The 23389-nt window shown below is 48.7% G+C and carries 19 protein-coding genes; 11 read left to right on the forward strand and 8 right to left on the reverse strand.

From position 1 onward, the window contains the following. Positions 1–97: 97 nt before the first annotated feature. Positions 98–1426: a cryptochrome/photolyase family protein gene (locus tag WH46_RS16055; protein WP_046227510.1), complete on the forward strand. Its 1329-nt coding sequence runs from the start codon at positions 98–100 to the stop codon at positions 1424–1426. 233 nt (positions 1427–1659) lie between these two features. Beyond that, positions 1660–3288: an alkaline phosphatase gene (locus tag WH46_RS16060; protein ID WP_046227761.1), complete on the forward strand. Its 1629-nt coding sequence runs from the start codon at positions 1660–1662 to the stop codon at positions 3286–3288. 154 nt (positions 3289–3442) lie between these two features. On the opposite strand, the gene WH46_RS16065 is transcribed toward WH46_RS16060, so the two are convergent. Further along, positions 3443–3787, reverse strand: a complete 345-nt coding sequence (locus WH46_RS16065; RefSeq protein WP_046227511.1) for a cupin domain-containing protein — start codon at positions 3785–3787, stop codon at positions 3443–3445. Positions 3788–3993: 206 nt separating this feature from the next. Between WH46_RS16065 and WH46_RS16070 the strand changes: the two genes are divergently transcribed. From WH46_RS16070 to WH46_RS16080, 3 genes are read left to right on the forward strand one after another with little or no spacing between them, the layout of a single operon-like run. Beyond that, positions 3994–4245 (forward strand): DUF1858 domain-containing protein, encoded by a 252-nt coding sequence (locus tag WH46_RS16070; protein WP_046227512.1) that lies wholly within the window; start codon positions 3994–3996, stop codon positions 4243–4245. Then, positions 4242–5600: a DUF438 domain-containing protein gene (locus WH46_RS16075; protein ID WP_046227513.1), complete on the forward strand. Its 1359-nt coding sequence runs from the start codon at positions 4242–4244 to the stop codon at positions 5598–5600. Before WH46_RS16070 ends, WH46_RS16075 begins: the two co-directional genes overlap by 4 nt. 55 nt (positions 5601–5655) lie before the next feature. Further along, positions 5656–6699: a DUF1835 domain-containing protein gene (locus WH46_RS16080; RefSeq protein ID WP_052714263.1), complete on the forward strand. Its 1044-nt coding sequence runs from the start codon at positions 5656–5658 to the stop codon at positions 6697–6699. Positions 6700–7145: 446 nt separating this feature from the next. Here the strand turns inward: WH46_RS16080 and WH46_RS16085 are convergent, their stop codons facing one another. Then, a complete protein-coding gene (locus tag WH46_RS16085; protein WP_017811219.1) occupies positions 7146–7991 on the reverse strand; it encodes a DUF72 domain-containing protein in 846 nt (281 codons plus the stop codon). Positions 7992–8446: 455 nt separating this feature from the next. Between WH46_RS16085 and WH46_RS23480 the strand changes: the two genes are divergently transcribed. Together WH46_RS23480 and WH46_RS16100 are read left to right on the forward strand one after the other, a co-directional pair. Continuing rightward, complete coding sequence (locus WH46_RS23480) at positions 8447–12091, forward strand: InlB B-repeat-containing protein (RefSeq protein ID WP_052714264.1); 3645 nt, start codon at positions 8447–8449, stop codon at positions 12089–12091. A 166-nt stretch (positions 12092–12257) separates the two neighbouring features. Next, entirely contained in the window at positions 12258–12854 is a 597-nt protein-coding gene (locus WH46_RS16100) for a nitroreductase family protein (protein ID WP_017811217.1), read from the forward strand. A gap of 77 nt (positions 12855–12931) precedes the next feature. On the opposite strand, the gene WH46_RS16105 is transcribed toward WH46_RS16100, so the two are convergent. From WH46_RS16105 to WH46_RS16120, 4 genes are all read right to left on the reverse strand, one after another. Beyond that, a complete protein-coding gene (locus tag WH46_RS16105) occupies positions 12932–13876 on the reverse strand; it encodes a GNAT family N-acetyltransferase (protein WP_046227515.1) in 945 nt (314 codons plus the stop codon). A gap of 177 nt (positions 13877–14053) precedes the next feature. Then, the gene (locus tag WH46_RS16110; protein ID WP_046227516.1) at positions 14054–15142 is read right to left on the reverse strand and encodes a DNA alkylation repair protein; all 1089 of its coding nucleotides are present in this window, start codon (positions 15140–15142) and stop codon (positions 14054–14056) included. Between the two features lie 293 nt (positions 15143–15435). After that, entirely contained in the window at positions 15436–17118 is a 1683-nt protein-coding gene (locus WH46_RS16115) for an alpha-amylase (protein ID WP_046227517.1), read from the reverse strand. Positions 17119–17358: 240 nt separating this feature from the next. Continuing rightward, positions 17359–17733, reverse strand: a complete 375-nt coding sequence (locus WH46_RS16120; RefSeq protein WP_046227518.1) for a winged helix-turn-helix transcriptional regulator — start codon at positions 17731–17733, stop codon at positions 17359–17361. Between the two features lie 243 nt (positions 17734–17976). Between WH46_RS16120 and WH46_RS16125 the strand changes: the two genes are divergently transcribed. Both WH46_RS16125 and WH46_RS16130 read left to right on the forward strand, forming a co-directional pair. Further along, entirely contained in the window at positions 17977–19206 is a 1230-nt protein-coding gene (locus WH46_RS16125; RefSeq protein WP_046227519.1) for an MFS transporter, read from the forward strand. Positions 19207–19211: 5 nt separating this feature from the next. Then, on the forward strand, positions 19212–20072 hold the full coding sequence (locus tag WH46_RS16130) for an aldo/keto reductase (protein WP_046227520.1): 861 nt from the start codon (positions 19212–19214) through the stop codon (positions 20070–20072). Between the two features lie 149 nt (positions 20073–20221). Here the strand turns inward: WH46_RS16130 and WH46_RS16135 are convergent, their stop codons facing one another. Together WH46_RS16135 and WH46_RS16140 are read right to left on the reverse strand one after the other, a co-directional pair. Further along, a complete protein-coding gene (locus WH46_RS16135) occupies positions 20222–20617 on the reverse strand; it encodes a rhodanese-like domain-containing protein (RefSeq protein ID WP_017811213.1) in 396 nt (131 codons plus the stop codon). Between the two features lie 99 nt (positions 20618–20716). Then, on the reverse strand, positions 20717–21211 hold the full coding sequence (locus WH46_RS16140; protein WP_017811212.1) for a glutathione peroxidase: 495 nt from the start codon (positions 21209–21211) through the stop codon (positions 20717–20719). 214 nt (positions 21212–21425) lie between these two features. Between WH46_RS16140 and WH46_RS16145 the strand changes: the two genes are divergently transcribed. Beyond that, positions 21426–22082: a pyroglutamyl-peptidase I gene (locus WH46_RS16145; RefSeq protein ID WP_046227521.1), complete on the forward strand. Its 657-nt coding sequence runs from the start codon at positions 21426–21428 to the stop codon at positions 22080–22082. A gap of 263 nt (positions 22083–22345) precedes the next feature. Next, positions 22346–23200, forward strand: a complete 855-nt coding sequence (locus WH46_RS16150) for an SDR family oxidoreductase (protein ID WP_046227522.1) — start codon at positions 22346–22348, stop codon at positions 23198–23200. Positions 23201–23389: the final 189 nt, after the last annotated feature.

Genomic DNA, 23389 nt, shown 5'->3' on the forward strand with positions numbered 1-23389 from the left:
GGATGTAGAGATCATTATGCAATAACGTTTAATTGATAAGGAAACAGGCAAATATTCATGGAGAACGAGTATATAGTGAACCGGGAGGAAGCGTATTTTGAAATTATTTATTCACCGTAAAGATCTGCGTATTCATGATCTTGTCGGATTCGATTATCTGCATGAAGCCCAGGCTGAAAGTATTCATTTGCTCATTCTCGATCCATTTCTGCTGCGCGGAGGCAGGGAACAGGAACATAGCGGACGGAATTTCCTGCAACATGTGCGACGCTTGAAGCAGCTATATGAACTGCAGGGGCATCAGCTGCATATCGCCTACGGAGAGCCCGAACAGGTACTGGATTATATACTGGAGCAGCAGTCTATCGACGAAGTAGTGGCTCATCGGGACTTCACGCCATACGCGAGAGAGCGTGATCGCAAGCTTCGCCAGATTGCTGACAAGCATGGAGCGGCATTTACCCTGCTGGTAGATCATATGATGATTCACGTGGAACATTTTGCCGAATTTACGGGAAAAGAAGGATATTATAAGGTATTTGCACCTTTCCATCGGAAATGGCTGGAATTTCTGGCACAGTATCCGAATCCGGCTTCTTCCATTCCTATTCAGCAGCTGAATCTGTCTCGGCAAGCTATCGATTGGCCGGAGCTTTTTCAGCCACCGTTTGAGCTGGGCGATTACAGACCGGCAGACGAGCCGACGCCGCTGCTGCAGCATTTTCTGGCAGAGCAGATCGCAGATTATGGCGAAGAACGTGATTATTATGCGATTGATCCATCCAGTGGACTGAATCCGCATGTGGTGCTGGGTGCTGTCTCGGTACGGGAGATGTATGACCGGGCATCACTGGAGCAGGGGAGCGAAGAATGGATTCGCCAGATTGCTTTTCGCGATTTCTATCTGTATCAGGCGATCTATGATGAAGATTATTTCCGGTATGAAAAGCGGTATGATCTGTCTGCGCTGGATGATCGCCATTTTGAAGCTTGGTACAAAGGAGAGACCGGCATTCCGGTCATCGATGCTTCTATGCGCCAGTTGAACGAGACAGGGCGTATGCACAATCGTCTGCGAATCCTGTCGGCCATGTTCTTGACCAAAAATCTGCAGTGTCCGTTCACATTGGGCGAGCAGTATTTCCGACGCAAGTTGCTGGATTACGATAATATTATCAATCGGGGCAATTGGATGTGGTGCGCTTCACTGGGTGCCAATTCGGCGCCCTATTTCCGGGTCGTGAATCCGGTCACCCAATCCGCCAAATATGATCCGGAGGGCGATTATCTGCGCCAATGGCTGCCGGAGCTGAAAGATTTATCGATCAAGGAGATTCATCAGCCTCGTTCGGATGCGATCGTGGATCTGAAACGTTCACGGGCAGCAGCGATCGAGACATACAAGGGAATTGTTCAGTCTTTGTAAAAATGAACGTAATTCATATGAATAATCTGCTATAAAGAGGCGTTTTTGTTAACTTCTGGTTAACAATTCGCTTCTTTTTTTACATTATGCAGGGTTTAACATGTACATTCCACTGATTATTGGTTGTTACAATCAACTCGTTTGATACATACATCGGCATTGAATAATGACCGCTAATCATGAGGAGATGATCATTAATGTTAAACAATATCCGGGAAAAAGGTCTGCGCAAAATGGTATCACCTGTAGGTGCTGGTGTACTGACGGCTGCGATGCTGCTCGGCACACTGCCAGCAGGAACAGGAGAAGCTGCAGCCAAGGAACAGCCGGAGATTAAAGCCAAAAATGTGATTATGCTGATCCCTGACGGTATGAGCATGGATGGCACTACGCTGGCACGTTGGTATAATGGCGGCCAAGCACTGGCACTCGACGAGATGGCGAGCGGTCTGGTACGTACCTACTCCGCTGATGCAGCGATTGCCGATTCCGCACCGGCAGGCACGGCGTTTGCGACAGGTTACAAATCCCATACCGGCTATGTAGGTGTACTGCCGGATCAGAATACGATGCCGGGTCTGCCTGCACTGGCACCGGGTGATGCCAAGAAACCGATAGCGAATGTACTGGAAGCAGCCAAACTGGCCAACAAATCGACAGGCATTATCGCCACTTCCGAGATTATGCATGCGACACCGGCAGACTTTAGCGCCCATTATCCGGATCGCAGTAACTACGATGCACTGAGCGAGCAGCAGGTATACGCAGGTATCGACGTTGTACTGGGCGGCGGTGCGCAGTACTTTACCCCGGAAGGTCGCAAGGATGGCGAGAACCTGCTGAATGTCATTCATACGCAGGGTTATAACGTAGTAACGAACACAGCCGAGCTGCAAGCTGCGCATACCGGCAAAGTATGGGGCATGTTCGCAGACAAAGCGATGGATTATGATATGGACCGTAACCCTGTCGAACAGCCAAGTATTGCAGAGATGACAGCCAAAGCCATCGATCTGCTGTCCGAGAACGAAGATGGATTCTTCCTGATGGTGGAAGGCAGCAAAGTGGACTGGGCTGCGCATGCCAATGATCCGGTCGGTATTATCAGTGATGTGAATGCATTTGACGACGCGGTAGCGGAAGCACTCAAATTCGCCAAGGAAGACCAGAATACACTCGTCATTGCGACAACGGATCATGGTAATGGCGGTCTGACGATCGGTGACCGTGAGACGACAAGCACATACGACGAGCTGCCATTGTCCACATTTATCGATCCACTGAAAAAAGCAAAAGTGACCGGTGAAGGTCTGGAGAAAAAGCTGAACAGTGACCGCAGCAATATTACAGAAGTAATGAACGAGTTCTTTGGCATTACAGATCTGACAGCAGAAGAAACAGCAGCGATCCGTGGAGCCAAAGCAGGCAGCATGAACTCCGTTGTCGGGCCGATGATCAGCAAGCGTGCACATATCGGTTGGACCAGTGGCGGCCATACCGGTGGTGAAGTCGTACTGTACTCGTACGCACCAGGCGGCAAGCAGCTGACTGGCGTTGTGGAAAATACAGATATCGCCCGTTACATGGAGTCGGCGATGGGACTGGATCTGAGTACCGTTACCAACCGCCTGTTCGTTCCTGCAGAAGAAGGCTTCGCTGCTCGCGGTGCCACCGTAACATGGGATAACAGTGACGAGAAAAATCCGGTTATCGTAGTAACCAAAGGCACCGATACCCTGCGTCTGCCAGTGTACAAAAACACAGCCGATTTGAACGGTAAAATCGTACGTCTGGAAGGTAATATTATCTTCAATGGAGAAAAAGCCTTCGTACCTCAGCAGGCCATTGACCTGATTTCGTAAGGTTGGTTCTTTAATAACAAACGGCGTTCCCTTCAGCCCTTTCCGAAATTAATGGAAAGCTGCAAGGGACGCCGTTTATTTGTCTATATATGGTGTTTATGCCGAGATCGTATTTGTTTCTAATTGAATAGATACACTTGGTTTTCCGTCGTTGTTATCCCAGATTCTGCGCATATTCCAGGTTGAGAATGTTCACCAGCGTCACATACAGACTGGATCGTTCTGTCTCCCCGCTGCGATACGACATTAGCTCATCACCTTGTACATGAACCACATCGCCTGCGGATACGGCAGTCTCGGTACCATCGCAATCGAAAATTCCTTTTCCTTCGCTTACGAGAATATAGACATCAGCTCCCGGATGGCGGTGGGCAGGAAGCTGTTGACCAGGTTCAAAATTCAACGTAAATACGATACTTCCCGGCTGCTTGAATACAATACGTTTGGTAAAGCGCTCGTTCTCATAAGCTTGAAATTGATTCAATAATTGATGTTCCATGGTTATCGATCCTCTCGTCTCGTTTATCGGAAGTGGGAATGAACAGTAGATAGGGGCTGGTTGGTGGTGCTGTTTTTATTATAGAATGCCGACGAAACCTACTTAGTGATTACAATCACTAAGTCCACTCTACCCACATGATATCGTACAGATACAAGCATATGGCGTTTCGAACTGCATATGCCTTAGCGAAAGGGGATAGCCCTATGAGCCAAATGATTGCTATGAACCTTCCTATTGCCGAACTGGCAGCCCAGGACCCGCATATCATTACGATCATGCAGGAAATTGGCTTTACGGATATTACGCGGCCGGGTATGCTGCAGACTGCCGGACGCCTGATGACACTGGAAAAAGGTGCAGCCCTAAAACGAATCAGTCATGAACAGATGCGTCAGGTGTTTGCACAGCATGGATATACCCTATGCGTGCCCAATAAGGGAGGAAATGAACAATGAGCGAGTTAATTAACAACCGTGAAGTAAGAGGACAGCATGAAGGCGATCTTTCTGCTGAACATATATTAAATGCCCAGCGCCAGACGGTGCTCAAACAGCTGATCAAGGAACTGCATGATGGTCAAAGTGTACATGACGTAAAAGAGCGTTTTCGTGAAGCGGTAGGTCATATCTCTGTCGCCGAAATTTCACAGCTGGAGCAGGCGCTGATGGAAGAGGAAGGAATTCCGGTCAGTGAAGTGCAGCGGCTATGCAGCGTACACGCCGAGATGTTCAAAGGCTCTATCGACGATATTCATCGACCTGCTGCCGGTGCACCGGAAGAGCAGCCCGGTCATCCGGTACACACTTTTAAAATGGAAAATCGGGCGATTGAGCGTCTGGTACAGTTCACCCTGTCCCTGCATATGGATCGCTTCCGCCGCGAACCTGATGAAGCCCAGCGCATCCAGCTGCTGGAGGACATGAGTCTGCTGTACGATGTGGACAAGCACTACAGTCGCAAGGAAAATCTGTTGTTTCCGTTTCTGGAAAAGTACGGTATTCATGGACCAACCCAGGTCATGTGGGGCGTGGACGACGGTATCCGGCTCGGAATCAAGGAGATCAAAGCTCTGCTGACAGGGTACCGCACAGATGCTGCAGAGTCTACGATTCGATCCGTTTCTGCCGATGATCTGCTGGGACTGATGGAGCGGGTGCTCCAGGAAGTGACAGACATGATCTTCAAGGAAGAACATATCCTGCTACCGATGGCACTGGAGACACTGACCGAAGATGAATGGCTACAGATCGCCCGGGAAAGTGCCGAAATCGGTTATTGTCTCGTTTCTCCCGAACAGGAGTGGATTCCCGAACGTGCTCCCGAGCCGGGAATGAAGCATCCTTCCGCTGCACCGGAAGCAGCAACAGATTCAGCATTAGAAGAAGGCAGTCTGCCGCCGCTGCAGGATGGTCTCGTTCGTATGGGAACCGGTATTCTGTCGATTCATCAGCTAGAGACGATGCTTAATCATCTGCCGGTGGATCTGACCTTTATCGATGAGAATGATGTAGTACGTTACTTTTCACATGGTAAAGAACGCATCTTCGCTCGTACCCGTGCAGTTATCGGACGTACTGTCCAGAACTGTCATCCGCCGCAAAGCGTGCATGTCGTCAATGAACTGCTGGCCGACTTCAAGGCTGGACGCAAAGACGACGAAGATTTCTGGATTCCACTCAAGGACAAGTTTGTATATATTCGCTACTTTGCGGTTCGCGACGCAGAAGGGACGTATATGGGCACCCTGGAATTCACACAGAATATCAAGCTGATTCAGGAGCTAACCGGTCAGAAGCGTATTTTGTCCTGATCCTATAAGGTCTGTTACAATGGGAAAAACACTCGTAGCAGGGAGGTTATTCCATTTGCACAGACAGGATGTACTTGTTATTCAACAGGCTGTACAAAGTTTGGAAAATGAACAAGCCCGGCATTATCTGACTACTTTGCTGATCGGGATCAGACAGCAGCAGGAAGAGTCAAAAGAGTCTGCTGTATCCGACGTGTATGAAGAGATTCTCGGTATTCAGGAAAGAATGGAACTCTGGAAGCCGGACGCTTCCTGTACTCATGTCCATATTGTATGTGGCGATTCTCTCGGCGGCAGTATGAAGGCTGCCCTAATCAATGAAAACCTATCTGCTTCGCACAAGCTGATTGTACTGACTGAGAACTATGCAGTTGGACCGATCTACCATCTGGACGAAGAAGAAGGACGATCTGCACGCAGTGAATGGTTCAGGGATAACATAGCGGGTTGTGTCCATTATGGCGAACAGCTGGAAGAGCATTACACCGATCTGCTGGTAGCAATGGCTCTGATCCCCGAGCAAGCGCATATTATCGTGTGGGCAGATGATAATGTCTGTGAGCAGATCGGTATGAGACATGCCCTCTACCTGCTGCGTAGCAGATCCAATCCTGTATCGGTATATGATGCCTGTGCAATCTGCGAGGAATTATATAACACAGAAGACAGGATACAGCATTATCATCATTCCGGAGAGATTCCTGTGAACAAACTGCAGCAGGCTCTGCAAAGTATAGACGCGGATTATTCACTGGATGCACGTCAGCGCCAGCAACTATCGGATGAATGGCAGCAGCTCACCCAGCAAAGCGGCGTGCTGCGCATATGGGACACCGACCATGTGCAAGAAGTATCGGTCGATTATCATGATGCTTATTTGCTGGAAAAGCTGGATCGATTACACTCTCTGACTGCCCGAAAAGAAGGCTTTCTGATCGCACCGAGGCTGATCGCTGAAGCTATGGCATACAGTGAACAATTCACAGGTGATGCCTTTTGGGAATACCGCCTGAGGGAACTGATATATCAGGGTATTCTTGAAATTAAAGGAGTGCCTTGTAGTATGAGACACTATAGCATCAGACGCAAACGAACATGATAAGCGCAAAAAAGATATCATCCTTCACGATCAAAAACACGCAATAACGTTACAGACTGAATAATACAGTTGTAGCGTTATTGCGTGTTTTTGAATTTATTTATCCACAGGCTATCCCCAACTAATTAATCTCACCGAGACGGCAGACGTTATAACAAAATAAAACAATCATACAAAATGAATAAATATACACAAATGAATAATATTGTGTACTCTTACAGATAAATGATTTATGTGAATTCAGATAGAAGCAGGTTGTATGTATCAGATATGGCAAAAACAAGTGAGGAAGACCGTCTGTGTAGTGTTCAATATACAGCAAAAAACAGCCGCTTCATAAAGTAAAGTCAGCTGTTTTCTGTGAATTATAACAATAGTAAAAGGGCGGCAGACATACCGGTTGTTCATTTGCTACCGCTGGCTACTGTGTGAAGGTGCAGTGTGGATCAGATGCTGCTGATATCATGTTTGTCGGATAATGCATCCTTGTCGGCGAGCATGGCGATCAGCTCTTTGGCATTTGGCGTAGCATCACCGGCAGAGTTATTGTTGAACACGATATAGATATGATCGGTCTGTTCCTGCAGCTGCAGCAGACGGTCACGCCACTCGGTCAATTCTTCGGTATTGTAGTTGTACAGATAGCGCAGCTTGCGCCAGTCGGGATGACTGCTTTTATGCCAGCCGTCTACATTACGTCCGTGCATACGCACATAGGTCGCCTGACGAGAAGTGGCAGCGGTAATAATTGGGATAGAGCCCATTCCGGCCTGCGGTTCATCTACGATGGTATGAATCCAGCCTTCCTTGCGCATAAATTCCAGCGTACGCTCGCGGAATTCCGGCATATACCAGGTCTGGTTGCGGAATTCGAGAGCACACGGGATATCCTTCATCAGCTCGCGCGTCTCGCGCAGCGTCTCCACATTGTCCCGATTGCAGTCAAACCATGGCGGATACTGAAACAGCGCCATCCTCAGCTTGCCTGCATCAATCGCCGGCTTCAGGGATACATGGAACGCCTCGAACATTTCTTCCTTCGTATCAAAATAATTCTTTTTGCCACGCAGATGCCCGGTCATTCCCTGATATGCCTTGAAAATAAAACCAAAATCATCCGGTGTCTGCTCCACCCATTTGGTTACATTTTTGACCGGCTGGACGGCATAGAATGAACTGTCTATTTCAACAATCGGAAAATGCTGGCTATAGGTAGGCAGCCGCTCGGGTGCTTTTATTTTGCCATATAACTCGGGATGATCCCCGAATCCGGTTAATCCAACTTCGATCATGGCGGTTGACCTCCTTTTCGGCTGGAGCAAGTCGACAGAGATAGACATCCATGGAATCTCTTCAACACCCTACCGTTCAATACAGATTATTAAACGAATCCAGATCCAGCCTAAACAGAACATTGTACTGCCTGTACAGAAATGGCCTATAGTACAGCATGCAGGCGAGGAATACAAAGAGTAAATCTATACCAGAAAGCAGATCATTCACCTCGTAACATACAGGATGATCTATCCATATTGTGAGAGGATTAACCATATTTGCTACATCCTATATAAAGAAAAGACGGATTAACCCAAATATTAGCTAATCAAAATTAAAATATATTCTCTTTCCTAAAAGCTTCGTATACACTGAAATCATCATACAGGCGTACCCATCCAGCATGAGATAAAGCACAGTATCGGTACTTATGAAATGATGAGCAAAATTAGAGAAAACAGGGGATGAACGAATGAGTAAACACAAGCTTGGTATGCTGGGCAGAATATGGATGGTGATGGTACTGCTGGTAGGTTCGATAGGCGTACTGAATCAGCCTGTACTGATCCGGCAGGTATCTGCAGGAGGGATAGAGCCATATCTGGGTGAAATTCAGCTATTTCCTTACCAGTTAGCGCCTAAGGGATGGGTATTTGCTGCCGGACAGCAGCTGTCTATCCAATCCAATACAGCGTTGTTTGCACTGCTGGGTACCAACTTTGGCGGTAATGGAAAAACAACATTTGCACTGCCGGATCTACGTGCTAATACGCCTGGAGGAATGGGCTATTACATAGCAGTACAGGGCATCTTTCCGAGCAGAGATGATCGTATAGAGGGTGCTGGAAATGCGATGCTAAGCGAAATTCGTCTGTTTCCGTATACTTTTTCACCTTCCGGCTGGTTGGCTGCCAACGGACAGACACTGAATATTGCAGATTATTCTGCGCTCTATAGCAAGTTGGGCACGAATTTTGGAGGCGATGGTGTGACTACTTTTCGTCTGCCGACTCTTACAGACCCCAAAGAAAATGTACATTATCTGATATCTACCGATCCCGCCAACTATAATCAGGTGACCGATACCGAATATCTGGGAGGGATTATTCCGTTTGCACTGCCAGTATCCGTCACCCGGCTGATGGAAGCCAGTGGAGCTTCGCTGCCGATAAATCAAAATCAGGCATTATATAGCCTGCTAGGTAACCGATTTGGCGGAAATAACGTGACTACCTTTAATCTGCCGAATCTGAATGCCAATCAGACGACATTAAAGTACTATATGACGAACAGTGGTATATTTCCTTCTTTTGAAGCCACTACGCCGATGGCGCGTAATGATCAGTATACCGTTAACAAAAATGGAGTATTGATTGTTACGGGTACCGGAGTGCTGGTCAATGATGTGAATGCATCCACAGCAAATTTGGTAGCATCACCTGCCCATGGAACCTTGGATTTTCATACGGATGGCAGTTTTCAATATACGCCAGCCGAATCATATACGGGTACAGACGTCTTCACTTATGAAGCTGTCAATGGTAGCGGTATCTCGGCGGCAAATGTAACGATTACCGTACAGGAAACGGAGCCGCCGGTAGTCAGTGGTGTGCAAGATATGGAAGTATACAATACGCCTGTTGCTCCTGTATTTACGAATGCGACAGCCTTGCTGAATGGTCAGCCGTACACCAGTGGAACAGCGGTTACAGCAGACGGTCTCTATGCGCTGAGAGTCACGAACAGCTTTGGTGTAACCGTTGTTCATTTCACGATTGACCGGACAGCACCGGTAGTCACAGGTGTTACGTATGGTCAGCTGTATTCGTCGAGTCCGGTGATTACTTTTAATGAAGGCACAGCTACACTGGATGGCAGTGCATTTGCCAGTGGGTCTGCGGTGACGGAAGAAGGAGAGCACCAGCTCATTGTGACGGACAGTGCAGGCAATACCAGCAAGGTTGCCTTTAGTGTGTATTTTCCGCGCACTGTTGCTTTTGATAGCCAGGGAGGAACCCTGGTAGCAGATCAGCGTGTGAACTACGGCACTTATGCAGTCCAACCTTCCGCGCCGACCCGTACCGGCTATAGCTTTGGCGGCTGGTATATCGATCAGGAAGGGGAAACACCGTTTGATTTTGGTGCAGTGGCGATCAAGACGGACAAGACATTGTACGCCAAATGGATATTGAATGCCTATACAGTAAACTTTGATTCCAGTGAAGGTACCTCTGTAGGCAGCCAGCATGTGGGGTATGGTAAAACAGTAGCGAAGCCTGCTGATCCAACCCGCGCCGGTTATCATTTTGCTGGCTGGTATACGGATGCTTCACGCACGATACCGTTTGTTTTTGGCAGTACGGTCGTGACTGGCGATTTGACGCTGTATGCTGACTGGATATTGAACAGTTATACAGTAAGCTTTGACACCTATGGAGGTTCGGTGGTTGCCGACTTGGCTGTCCGTCATGGAAGCAGTGTAATCCGACCGGCTGATCCGGTGAAAAATGGCTATACTTTTGCTGGCTGGTATACAGATGCCGCGCGGACGGTACCGTTTGCTTTTGGCAATGCGGTCGTGACTGGCGATGTGACCTTATATGCTGCTTGGACTACAAACAGCTACACAGTGAGTTTTGATACGTATAACGGTTCTGCCGTGCCGGATCTGTCTGTCGATTATGGAGACAAGGCAGTCCAGCCTGCTGCGCCGTCTCGCACGGGCTATCTGTTTGCCGGCTGGTATACGGATCGTTCGTATAATACACCGTTTGATTTTAACCATACGGCGATTACCGGCAATCTGACCCTGTATGCCAAATGGGTAACCGAGGCGTATACGGTCACATTCAATACTTATGGCGGGACAGAAGTACCTCCTATATTCGTGGAATATGAAGGGACTGTAACAGAGCCTGTCCAGCCTACGAGAGATGGGTATAGTTTTGACGGATGGTATACCGACGGTACATTATCCCGGCAGTTTGAGTTTGGTACAACACCGGTAACGAGAGATTTGACCTTGTATGCCGGCTGGAAAATAAAGCAGGTACCTATCGACAACAAAGACGATAATAATAAACGTTCCAGCGATACGGTGTCGACAATTATCTCTAACGGCGGCAGTTTGATTATTCCGATTGGGCGTTCAGGGCAGCTGAACACTACAGGCATCAGCCTGTTTATTCCGGCCAATGCAGCCTCTGAAGAACTAAGAATATCGATGAGTCGTCTAACAGACAAGGATACGCAGCAGATGTGGACGAATGGGGCTCGCCCGGTGAGTCCGGTGTATGAGCTGCTCAAGAACGTTTCCCGCAACTTTGATCTTCTGGTGACGCTGACACTGACTTTTGATCCGGCGGAATTAACGGGGAATCAGACACCAGGCATCTATTACCTGAATGAAAGCACAGGCAGCTGGGTACAGGTTGAAGGAAGTCGTGTCGACGGCAATCAGATCACGGCGCAGGTGAATCATTTTACCAAATTCGCTGTGTTGGTAGCAGGCGGGACGCCGAATAGTAACGTATCGGATACTCCGCCAGCGGCTGATCCGGCAGTAGACAAGAATGCTGCATCCTTTAGCGATATTAATGGACACTGGGCAGCAGAGAGTATTCGCCAGGCTGTGGATGCAGGTATTGTCAAAGGCTATGCCGATGGCACATTCAAGCCGGGGCAGGCAGTGACACGTGCCGAATTTACACTTATGTTGCTGCAGGCGATGGGATTGCCGGGCAATGGAACTCCGCTTGCTTTTACCGATAAAGAAAAGATCGGTGCATGGGCCCAGCCAGCGATTGCAGAAGCGGTGCGACAGGGTTGGATTCACGGTAATGCGGATGGTTCTTTCCGTCCGAATGACCAGATTACACGCGCTGAAATGGCTGTGATGGCAGCAGCAGCACTGCACAGCAATACTTTAGCCAATCCAAAAACTACCTTTGCGGATGATAAAAAGATTCCGGTATGGGCACATGGTGCAGTAGCAGCCATGCAGCAGGCAGGCATCCTGAGCGGCAAATCGGCGAATACATTTGACCCTGCCGGTCAGACAACACGTGCCGAAGCGGTCAAAGTGATCATGATGATCCAAGCTATGCGAAACAGCTAGGATTGCTGATACGTTCTTACCAGCAGCAGACACATGCCATGCAGCGGCATGTGTCTGTTTGCGTAATAATTCTTTAATTTGGTAAGCGGCTGATATTTCTTCTGTCTGACTGGTTAAGTATGAAGAGGGAACAATATCCACCCACATATGAAGGAGGATGATTTGCATGACAGACATACTTAACGCTATCAAGAACAGAAGAAGCATCTATGGAATCAGCAAAGAGGCCGTAACATCCGACGAACGCATTCAGGAAATCGTGGAGCAGGTGGTACTGCATACGCCGTCTGCCTTTAACTCCCAGAGTGCCCGGGTGATGATCCTGCTGGGTGAAAAGCATGACCAGCTGTGGGATTTCACGACGAATATTCTCAAGGAAATTGTTCCGGCTGACCGATTCGAGCCGACCCAACAGAAAATGGACAGTTTCAAAGCCGGTTATGGTACAATCCTGTTCTTCGAGGATGAGTCCGTGATTCGTGGTATGCAGGAGCAGTTCCAGGCGTATCAGGATAACTTCCCGGTCTGGTCCCAACAGTCCTCGGGGATGCACCAGTATCTGGTCTGGACACTGCTAGAAGCGGAAGGCTACGGCGCGTCGCTGCAGCATTATAACCCGCTGATTGATGAGAAAATCAAAGCAGAGTGGGATATTCCGGAGAACTGGAAGCTGATCGCGCAAATGCCATTTGGCAAACCGACAGCTCCGGCAGGAGACAAGGAATTCAAACCGCTGGAAGAACGGATTAGAGTACTGAAATAACGAATAATTGTATACGAATAGATATTGAAAAAGCAGGCACCTGTAAAAGAGGTGCCTGCTTTTTGGTAGAATCGGAACTACTCGAATCGGGATGGAGTGGGTGTCTGCTGTTTTTTGTAGGCTGCCAGCAGTTCGCTAACAGAGATGCCATCGATGGTCATTCCCTCAATATTGCTGTTAACGATCGCTACATTGCGCAGGTTGGAGTCTGCTATTGTACTGTTGGCAAGATCACATCTTTCCATGGCTACCGGCAAGGAGGGCTGATCGGTCCCCAGACTGGTGTCATGAATATAGGCACCGGCCAGATTGACGTGGCAGATTTCAGTCTGGCTCATATTGGAGTCTCCGAATACGGAATGACTTAAATTCACATTGGTGAATCGATTATAGCTGGAATTGCTGTTCTGAAATAAGGTATGGCTCATATTCAAGTTTGTAAATTTGGCCTCTTGCAGGTTTACATCGTGAAAGTCGGTATTATGTAAGTTGCAATCACGGAAATTGTGACTACCAAGATTCCTGCTGCGTGTATAGTATGCAGCTTCTTCCTCTTCTCCGGGTATGTTTTTGAAATAATAACGCTCTTTATCATCCTGTCCTGCCAGCTGATAGCCCATCTTTTCATAGAAGTGATGATTACGCGGACTATTCTGATCTGTATCCAGCGTCCATAACCGGACCTCGGGATACAGGGCTTCTATACTGGAAATAACAGCAGACCCGATGCCTTTATTCTGCTGAGAAGGGTCAATATACAGCCGGTCTATACGAGCATGCTCTCTGCCAGTGTAGGAAATAAGAACAACGCCTACAAGACTATGCTGAACCATGATTTTGAAATAGCTGTCATTCCATAGGTGGTATTGGTGCATGTCGACAGAGTCAAAGCCGGGAATATAAGGACCCGATCCCTCGGTATACCATCTGCGTCGCTCCTCTTGTTCTACTGTAACCATCAAATCCCTAATGGCAGCAGCATCTGCTGCATCGGCTCTGACTAATTCCACCTGTATTTTCATATCCTGTGCCTCCTCGTATTCAATTGAAAGCCCTGCAGCAGGTATAGCCGAAAGCATCTCATGTGGAGTGCGATCCCTATCCTCGATATGCGGTAGGCTATCCTTTTTAACTGCATGATTTTATGCCGGGCTGGTAAGAGTGTAATGCTTCTAGCTCTCATCCACAAGTTCCGGTTATTAACTACCCGGCGTCGTCAGTATAAAGGAAACATCGCCCTGTTTCTCGCCATTCACATACAGCCGGATATGATGAACGCCAGGATAATACACGCGTGTGGTAATCAGCTTGAACGAATGCTTTTTGCGCATCAGATGCTGTCCCGGAGCGAACTCGCGGGATACCCAGCGAAAGCGTTTGGCGGCATGGCGTCCGTTGGCCTTCATTAGATCCACTTCGTAGTCAATCCGCAGATTCTGCGCAGACACTGCCTCGTTGAACAGGGTAAAGGAAAGTTCAATATCGTCACCGATCGCCACCTCCGTCACACTCACGGCAAAATCAGCGGCCCGTACCTGTTCATTCGGCAGATAACCAAACAGATCCATTACTTCCGGATGATCCTGCTTGAGCAGGGTGCGGCAGCCGTGACGGATAATCCAGTCAGTATGCGGATGCTGACCATGCCATTCGCGGGCAATCGCGGCAATCCGGTCGGGATGATCCTTGGCAATATCGTTCAGATGATTGGCTACACTTTTGCGTACGTAGAGAGAAGGATCGCTTTTCAGCTTCTCAAGTACATGCAGCGTAGGCTCGGGATCGTTAATAAACATCTTCAGCTGAAACGACCATGGCAGACGCGGCCGAAAACCTTCGCTGGCAAGGCGGCGGACATGTTCATTGTCATGATCAGCCCAGCGGTTCATCTGCTCCAGCATCTGCCCGGGATTCTGCAGAATAAAGGGGCGTACAGCGAACTCTGCACTGGAATAGCGGGTGAGCTGCTCCAATGCCTGCATGGACAGTTCTACCTGTTCCAATCCGTTCAGCTCTATATAATCCGGGAAAAATAAATATTCTATACCTGTGCAATCCGGCGCCATCTTGATCAGCAGGGATGCAGCCTGATCATAGGGCAGGGACAGAGCAGCAGTCAGTGCTTCGCTGATCCGCCGAATACGCTGCTTGAACGCAAGCTCTTCCCAGTCTGCCGTATGAATATGCTGATAGAAGGTCAGCGGTTCAAAATGGGCGGTATGAAGCTGAATTTTATCCGAGAATTGTTGCAAAAAAGTATCGTTATACAGATCTTTGAATGTCTCCATCCCATCACCTCACTAGTCATAGTCGCTATTTGTATCGGGTATTGATGCTCCGTATTCATATGTAGAGAAAATGAGCAATACACTGTTACCAACATACCATAATTGAACATCCAAAATCTTGCGTTTGTATTCGCTTGGGAACATGCCAAACAGCCGAAAATCCTCTCTTTAGGCGAAGGATTTTCGGCTGTTTTCCAAACGACAGAAGCAGCCTGGTAGACAGTTTATTTTATTATGCTTTTCAGCTGGAAAATATAGCGCCTGGGGCTGTCTCGCTTGTTATAACTCCCATTTTAAGACGGACTTGGGTTCGCTTCGTCCGGATTTTGCTCTTCGGACTCGTCTTCCGACTCCTCTGCAGAATCTTCGGTGTCAGCCACTTCTTCCGCCTGGGAAGCAGGATCATGCTCGGCTGGCTCGATATTGAGCAGGTCGGAACCTTCTTCCAGCACACCGCTTTCCGGAATCGCGAGGCATGGCGCTGTCGCATAGTAGTCTTCTACTTGATCCTCGGTCAGATCATTTTCCGGTAAGGTCCATACGGATACACTGCCGCCATTCACCGGGAAGTTGGCCCAGCCATCTTCCTCGATCTGTACATGATGCTGACGATTGCGGGTCAGGTCGATCCAGATCTCGCCGGCACGTTCTTCACCAACGAACATCCGTTTCTCCCCTTCTTCGCCATTGGTCATTACGACTGCACAGCCGGAACGCTCGAACTCGTTGCTACCTCGGCGTACCCAGCCGATGGTGTTAGGGTGATCAAAGTAATCTTCCTGCTCACCATAGGATTTGTGATAGCGGGCATAGAGCAGGCAGTCCAGCATTTCCTTTTTGCCTGGAACCGGATTCTCGCCGCCAATACCGAAATAGTCACCATAAAATACACATGGATAGCCTTCCTGGCGCAGCAAAATAAGCGAGTACGCCAGAGGTTTGAACCAGTCTTCGATCCAGGACTCCAACGCTTCATTCGGCTGGGAATCATGATTATCGACAAACGTCACGGCATGGGTCGGGTGAGTCTGTACGAGCGTATCATTGAAAATCGTCGACAGATCGAACGAATTGCCCGATGTGGAAGCGGCATGCAGTTTGTAATGCAGGGACACGTCGAACAGATCAATCTGGTAATCGACCGTATCGAGGAATTCCTGACAGGCAGCCAGCTCCGGATTCCAGAACTCGCCGACTATGTAAAAGTCCTGCCCGCGCTTACTGATCATCTCACCGACAAAGTTACGGATAAATTCGTAGTTGATATGTTTGATCGCATCCAGACGGAATCCGTCGCAGCGGGTCGTATCGATCATCCATTTGCCCCAGTTGACCATCTCGTCGCGCACTTCCGGCATATTGTAGTCGATATTGGCGAACATGAGGTAATCGTAGTTGCCAAATTCGTTATCGACATTCTCGTTCCACTGTTTGTCTCCGTCAGCGATGCGGTAAATGCCTGTCCGCCCCTCACGGTTATCATAGTCAGTTCCATTAAAATGATGATGATCCCACTTCATGGTAGAGTACGTATCACCGCGTCCGGGAAAAGTGAACTTGGTCCAGCCTTCAATCTCAAAGGGTTCAGAGATGACCTCTGTCCGATTGTTAGGATCGACCTCGACCACTTGAAAGACTTCCGTCTCATCCGCACCCGCCTTGTGGTTCATCACCAGGTCGATATACACGTTCATGCCAAGCCGATGACAGACAGCAATAGCATCCAGCAGTTCCTTTTTGGTACCGTACTTGGTGCCAACAGCGCCTTTTTGATCAAACTCGCCGAGATCATACAAATCGTAGATGCCATAACCGGTATCTTGCGGCGTATGTCCTTTGGTAACCGGCGGAATCCATAGCGTTCCGATTCCAGCCTGCTTCAGCTCGGGAGCAATGTCCTGCAGCCTCTTCCAATGCGAACCATCCGCTTCGACATGCCACTCAAAAAATTGCATCATTGTTACATTGCGATTCATGTATACATCCCCTTTATTCCTCTATTCAAGCGGACGATCTGCCGACCAGGCAAGAGAAAGAGAGCGAATGACTCTCATAGCGCAGATCTGTCGTAGATGGCGTACGGCTGTGAGAAACATTACCCATTTAGTTATCAGGGCTAAACATATAACAGTAGTTTGATATCAAATTCTGTTAACGGGGAGAAGATGCAACAAAAACAGCAGTTTAATCGGCCTCTGATCGGTTATTTTTACACGTCAGGATGTAGTGTTGAGATACGTATCTTCGAGCACATCGACCGTGTCTCCATATTCGCGGATAATATGAACTTTGCCCCAAGCACAGAGGGAATCCAGAATCGGCTGTAGACTCCAGCCATATTCAGTCAGCTCATATTCAACCTTGGGCGGGATAATATTATAGGTGATCCGGTTAATGATTCCGTCTTCTTCCAGTTCGCGCAGCTGTTGGGTCAGCATCTTCTGGGTGATTTTTGGCATGAGACGTTTGAGTTCGCTTGTTCTTTTTTTGCCGTGGGTCAGATGACAGAGGATCACGGACTTCCATTTGCCTCCGATCACTTCAAGGGTGGCTTCTACAGAGATATTGTATTTTTTGACGGTTTCGGGCATGGTTACCTCCTGGATAAGCGCCTGGATCATAGCATGGTGCATCTGCTATCCGGACGCATGATTTGAAATTAAAGAAGAAGCCGGATCAGCTGATGCGTCCGCGGCTTGGGATGATAGAGCAATTGTAGAGTATAGGTACTTTTTGGTACCTACCATACTTAAAAGTACGTACTGTTCATAAGGTACCTCATGATTCATAATAGCATTTGCTGGCCGGCAATTCTAGAGGATCAAGGAGAACCCATGAATACACAACAGAAAAAAAGTACACTGGCATTGCTCGCACTGGCTATTAGTGCCTTTGCGATTGGAACAACCGAATTTATCAGTGTAGGACTGCTGCCGCTGATCGCCGGTGATCTGGATATCGGCATCTCGACAGCGGGACTTACTGTGACTTTATATGCGCTGGGGGTTACCTTTGGTGCACCGATCCTGACTTCGCTGACGTCTTCGGTACCACGCAAAACACTCCTGCTGATCATTATGATCGTATTTGTGATCGGTAACAGTCTGGCTGCGATGGCGGACAGTGTAGCTTTGCTGCTGACTGCACGGGTTATCTCGGCACTAGCACATGGTATTTTTATGTCGATCGGTTCTACAATAGCGGCGAATCTGGTCGCAGAGAATCGGAGGGCGAGTGCGATCTCAATCATGTTCTCGGGTCTGACGATTGCTACCGTGACGGGAGTGCCGCTCGGTACCTTTATCGGGCAGCAGTATGGCTGGCGTACAGCCTTTATCACGATTGTTGTTGTTGGTGTGATCGCGCTGATCGCGAACAGCCTGCTGATTCCTGCTCATCTGAGCAAAGGCAAGGCAGCAGCTTTTCGCGATCAGCTGCGCCTCCTGTCGAATGGCAGACTCGTTCTTTCATTGATTATTACAGCGCTGGGTTATGGCGGTACATTCGTTGTGTTCACGTATTTGTCTCCACTGCTGCATGATATTACAGGGTATCAGGTATCTACTGTGACGCTATTGCTTCTGTTTTACGGTATCGCGATTGCAATCGGCAATGTCATCGGGGGACGGGCAGCCAATCATCGTCCGGTTCATGCGCTGCTGATTATGTTTGTTATTCAGGCATTGGTATTGTTCCTGCTGCGATTCACCGCGCCGTATCCGGTGCTCGGGCTGATCACGGTGCTGTTGATGGGGCTATTTGCCTTTATGAATGTATCCGGTCTGCAGGTGTATGTAGTTACGCTGGCAGAGCGGTATGTACCACAGGCTGTCGATGTGGCGTCAGCACTCAATATTGCAGCCTTTAATGCCGGTATCGCGCTGGGTGCCTATCTGGGTGGACTGGTAGTGGATCATCTGGGATTGATTCATACGACATGGACTGGCGGTCTGATGGTGACGTCAGCTGTGATTCTGACCATCTGGGTTAGGCATTTGGAAAGTAAAGATGATTCGATTCAACACTCTGCAGCGCGAACAGCTGCAACACATATGGAGGCATAAAGGAAATGACACAATCTACAGCAATACCTGCTGCTATTCAGGACAAGATGCAGCTTCATAACGGGGTATCCATGCCATGGCTGGGTCTCGGCGTATTCAAGGTGGAAGAAGGCGAAGCGCTCGTACAAGCTATTCGTTCGGCAGTGAAGCATGGCTACCGGAGTATTGATACGGCTGCTATTTATGCAAATGAAAGCAGTGTCGGACAGGCGATCAAGGAAGTGATCGAGGAAGGTCTTGTCACCCGTGGCGAGCTGTTCATCACCTCCAAAGTATGGAATGCGGATCTCGGATACGAAGAGACGCTGGCCGCTTATGAAGCAAGTCTGGACAAGCTGGGACTCAAGCAGCTGGATCTGTATCTGATACACTGGCCGGTCGCAGGCAAATACAAGGAAGCCTGGCGTGCACTGGAGACACTGTACAAACAGGGGCGTGTACGTGCAATCGGCGTCAGCAATTTCCAGATTCATCATCTGGAGGAACTGATGCAGGATGCAGAGATCAAGCCGGTGATCAACCAAGTGGAGATGCATCCCAAGCTGACCCAGATAGAGCTGCAGCAGTTCTGCGCCTCGCATGGCATCCAGCTGGAATCCTGGTCGCCGCTGATGCAGGGGCAATTGCTGGATCATCCGGTACTGCAGAATATTGCTGGTGCTCACGGCAGATCAATCGCCCAGATTATTCTGCGCTGGAATCTGCAGCGCGGTATTGTGACGATTCCCAAGTCGATCACGGAATCACGGATTATCGAGAACGGAACGATCTTCGACTTTTCCCTGTCCGCGCAGGAGATGGAGCAGATCAGCGGAATAAATGAGAATGTACGCGTAGGTCCGGACCCGGATCATATTGATTTCTAAACTGCTATTATACAGGCGTGTGTCTACCTGGATTCATACACTTAGATACCATCTTCATAAGTACAACAAAAATCCCCTGCAGTCGTGTTCTGCAGGGGATTTATATCTATTGGGGTTAAAGGAGTGCCGAAATGCAGAGCGTAAGGGGTTTACGCTTCTTCTACATCAAAGCCGGCTTGTTTCCATGCTGCTGTACCGCCATCGATGTAAGCTACATCGGTGAAGCCCATCAGCTTCAGTGCGTAAGCGCCCAGTGCAGCTTGGCCACCTGCACCGCAGGTTACGAGAACCGGACGGCTGCGATCGCTCAGGCGCTCATCGCGCAGCTCGGCAGGTACACCCAGATCCGCACGGATTGGCAGCATGCCCAGGGAGATGTTTACGCCGCTTGGGATCAGACCGCAGGCACCGGCATCTGCCGCATCCTGTACGTCAATAACGAGTGTATTCGGATTGCTGTTGATTTTCTCGCGTGCTTCCTGGGAAGTCACACCGGAAACGTTGTTACGAGCTTGTGTAACCATATCTGTAAATGTTAATGCCATGATTCATCATCCTCCTGAATTGGAATATAAGTATAAAATACCGACTATGTGACGGTGATGTTCAACCAAGTATATTTACCCAGAAATGGAAAGGATAAGTCAGGAAATGGCTTCGCCAGCCAGTACTTTTTGAATATCGGCTTCAATCTCGGCAGGGTCCAGACGGGAAGGGTACTGTTTCACTACATTGCCGCTTGGATCTACGAGGAATTTGGCAAAATTCCACTCGATATCACCGGTGCGTGATGGTTCGGGTGCAGCGTCTACGAGATGACGGTACAATGGATGGGCGTTTTCACCTTTGACATCCACTTTGGCGAACAAAGGGAAGCTGACGCTGTAATTCACCTGGCAGAAATCTTTGATTTCCTCTTCGGTGCCCGGCTCCTGTCCCATAAACTGGTTGCATGGGAAGCCCAATACTTCCAAGCCGGAATCCTTGTACGTATCGTACAGCTTTTGTAATCCTTCGTACTGGGGAGTCAGACCACAGCCGCTGGCTGTATTCACAATCAGCAGTGCCTTGCCCTGGTAATCCGACAGTGGCTTTTCTTGCTTATCAATCGTTGCAGCAGAATAATCATATACCGACATTATTTCATCTCCCTGCAATTTTTATTTTGCAAAATTATATTTTATCAAACATATTATAATTATAACGCAATACTACACAAAGTCAAATAGAAGATCGACCTCATTGAGAACAAATAAAGTACCTTTGTCACCAAAACGGCTGGGAAAAAGAGGAATACCGGCCTGTTAATGCGAATTAGTGATGATCCGTACGTATGACAAGGGAGGCTGCACGATGAAAATACTGGTATCCGGATTTGAGCCGTTTGGTGGACATACGATTAACCCGACTGAATATTTGCTGGAAGTGATCGCTGATCATAACTGGTCTGATCTGACACTGGAGCTGCGCACGCTGCTGCTGCCGGTACATTATGACGAGTGTGTAGAATTGCTGATTCAAGCCGTTGAGGAATTTCAGCCGGATGCGGTCATTGCCTGTGGCTTGGCAGAGGGACGCACTGCTGTCAGCCTGGAACGAATCGCTGTTAATATCAAAAGTGTAGAACCAAGTGCCAGCTATGCGGATAATCGCAATGCCCGGCCGCAGGATATACCGATTCATGAAGGAGGACCAGATGGATTGTTCGCGACCCTGCCGATCCGACGCATCACTGAACGTCTGGTAGAGAACGGCATACCAGCGGAGATTTCCAATACAGCCGGCACCTTTATTTGCAACAATACAATGTATGGCATTCTCGATTATGTGCAGCAGCAGCGTTCCGAAGTACTGGCTGGATTTGTTCATTTCCCGGCATCGACCGAGATGGCGCTGCACAAGCCATCCTTGCCGTCTCTTCCGATTAGCCTGATGTCACGGGCTTTGCAGCTGATTATCCGCACAACTGTGGAGCAGCTGCAGACCGATTCCTCTTCGACGCCAAGATAGACAGGCGATAGAACAGCTGAGGAATCTGGCATGATGCAGGTTCATAACGATCAATAGATGCTGTTACAGCATTACTTTTGTACGGATTCAGATCCCGTATCCAATACGATATATCTTCGACTATTCATAAAAGAATACTACACCAAGACAGTCATTCTGCAGAGGATGGCTGTCTTGCTGCTGCCGATACAGATTGACATTGCCACCGACTGTAACTATACTGGTTACAACAAACAACGTTAACCAATTTAGGAGGAATAACAATGACCATTCTAGTAACAGGCGCAACCGGTAAACTGGGTTCCAAAATCGTTGAAAAGCTGCTGCAGACCGTCCCTGCCAGCGAACTGGCTGTGAGCGTACGCAATCCTGCCAAAGCCGAGCATCTGCGCACACTGGGTGTCGATGTGCGTCATGGTGATTTTGATCAGCCAGCTACGCTGGATCAGGCATTTGCCGGAGTAGATCGTCTATTGATCATTTCGGCAGATGGAGATAACGAGACGCGTATCCGTCAGCACAACGATGCAGTCGCAGCGGCAGCCCGTGCAAAAGTGGGCTTTATTGCGTATACGAGTGTAACCAATGCCCAGGAGAGCAGCTTGATGCTGGCGCCAGTACACCAAGCGACAGAGCAGGCGATTCTGGCAACAGGGATTCCGTATTCTTTCCTGCGCAACAACTGGTATCTGGAAAATGAATTATCTACTGTGCAGGCGGTACAGGCGGGTGCTCCATGGGTGACTTCAGCCGGTTCCGGCAAAGTAGGCTGGGCTACGCAGGATGATTATGCTACTGCTGCCGCAGCAGTACTTCCAGCTGGACACGAGAATACCACGTATGAACTGTCCGGACCGTTGCTCACACAGGATGAGCTGGCTGCTGCCGTCGGCACAGTACTAGGCAAAGAAGTTACCGTACAGCATGTGGATGATAATACGTATGCCGATATAATGAAAAACGCTGGTCTGCCGGACTTCCTGCTGCCCATGCTGGTTGGCATTCAGCAGGGAATTCGTGAAAGACAGCTGGAGACGGATCACAGCGACTTTGAACAGCTGCTTGGTCGTCCGGTGACCCCGGCAGTCGAAGCACTGCGTCAGCTGATAGGGCAGTAAACCCTGCAGCTATTGATACCCCGATAGATGGTACCCATCTAAAGGTAATTGTAGATAGATAAGATAAAAGCCGCACCGTATCACCGGATTGTATTTCTACCGGTAACAGGTGCGGCTTTTATTTATGACTATCGTCTATAGGAGTGTTCGTCAAAAGGATGAACCTAACAGCATCACTTGAGCTGCTCG

Origin of the sequence: Paenibacillus dauci (assembly GCF_000971985.1) — a bacterium.
Lineage (GTDB): Bacteria > Bacillota > Bacilli > Paenibacillales > Paenibacillaceae > Saccharibacillus > Saccharibacillus dauci.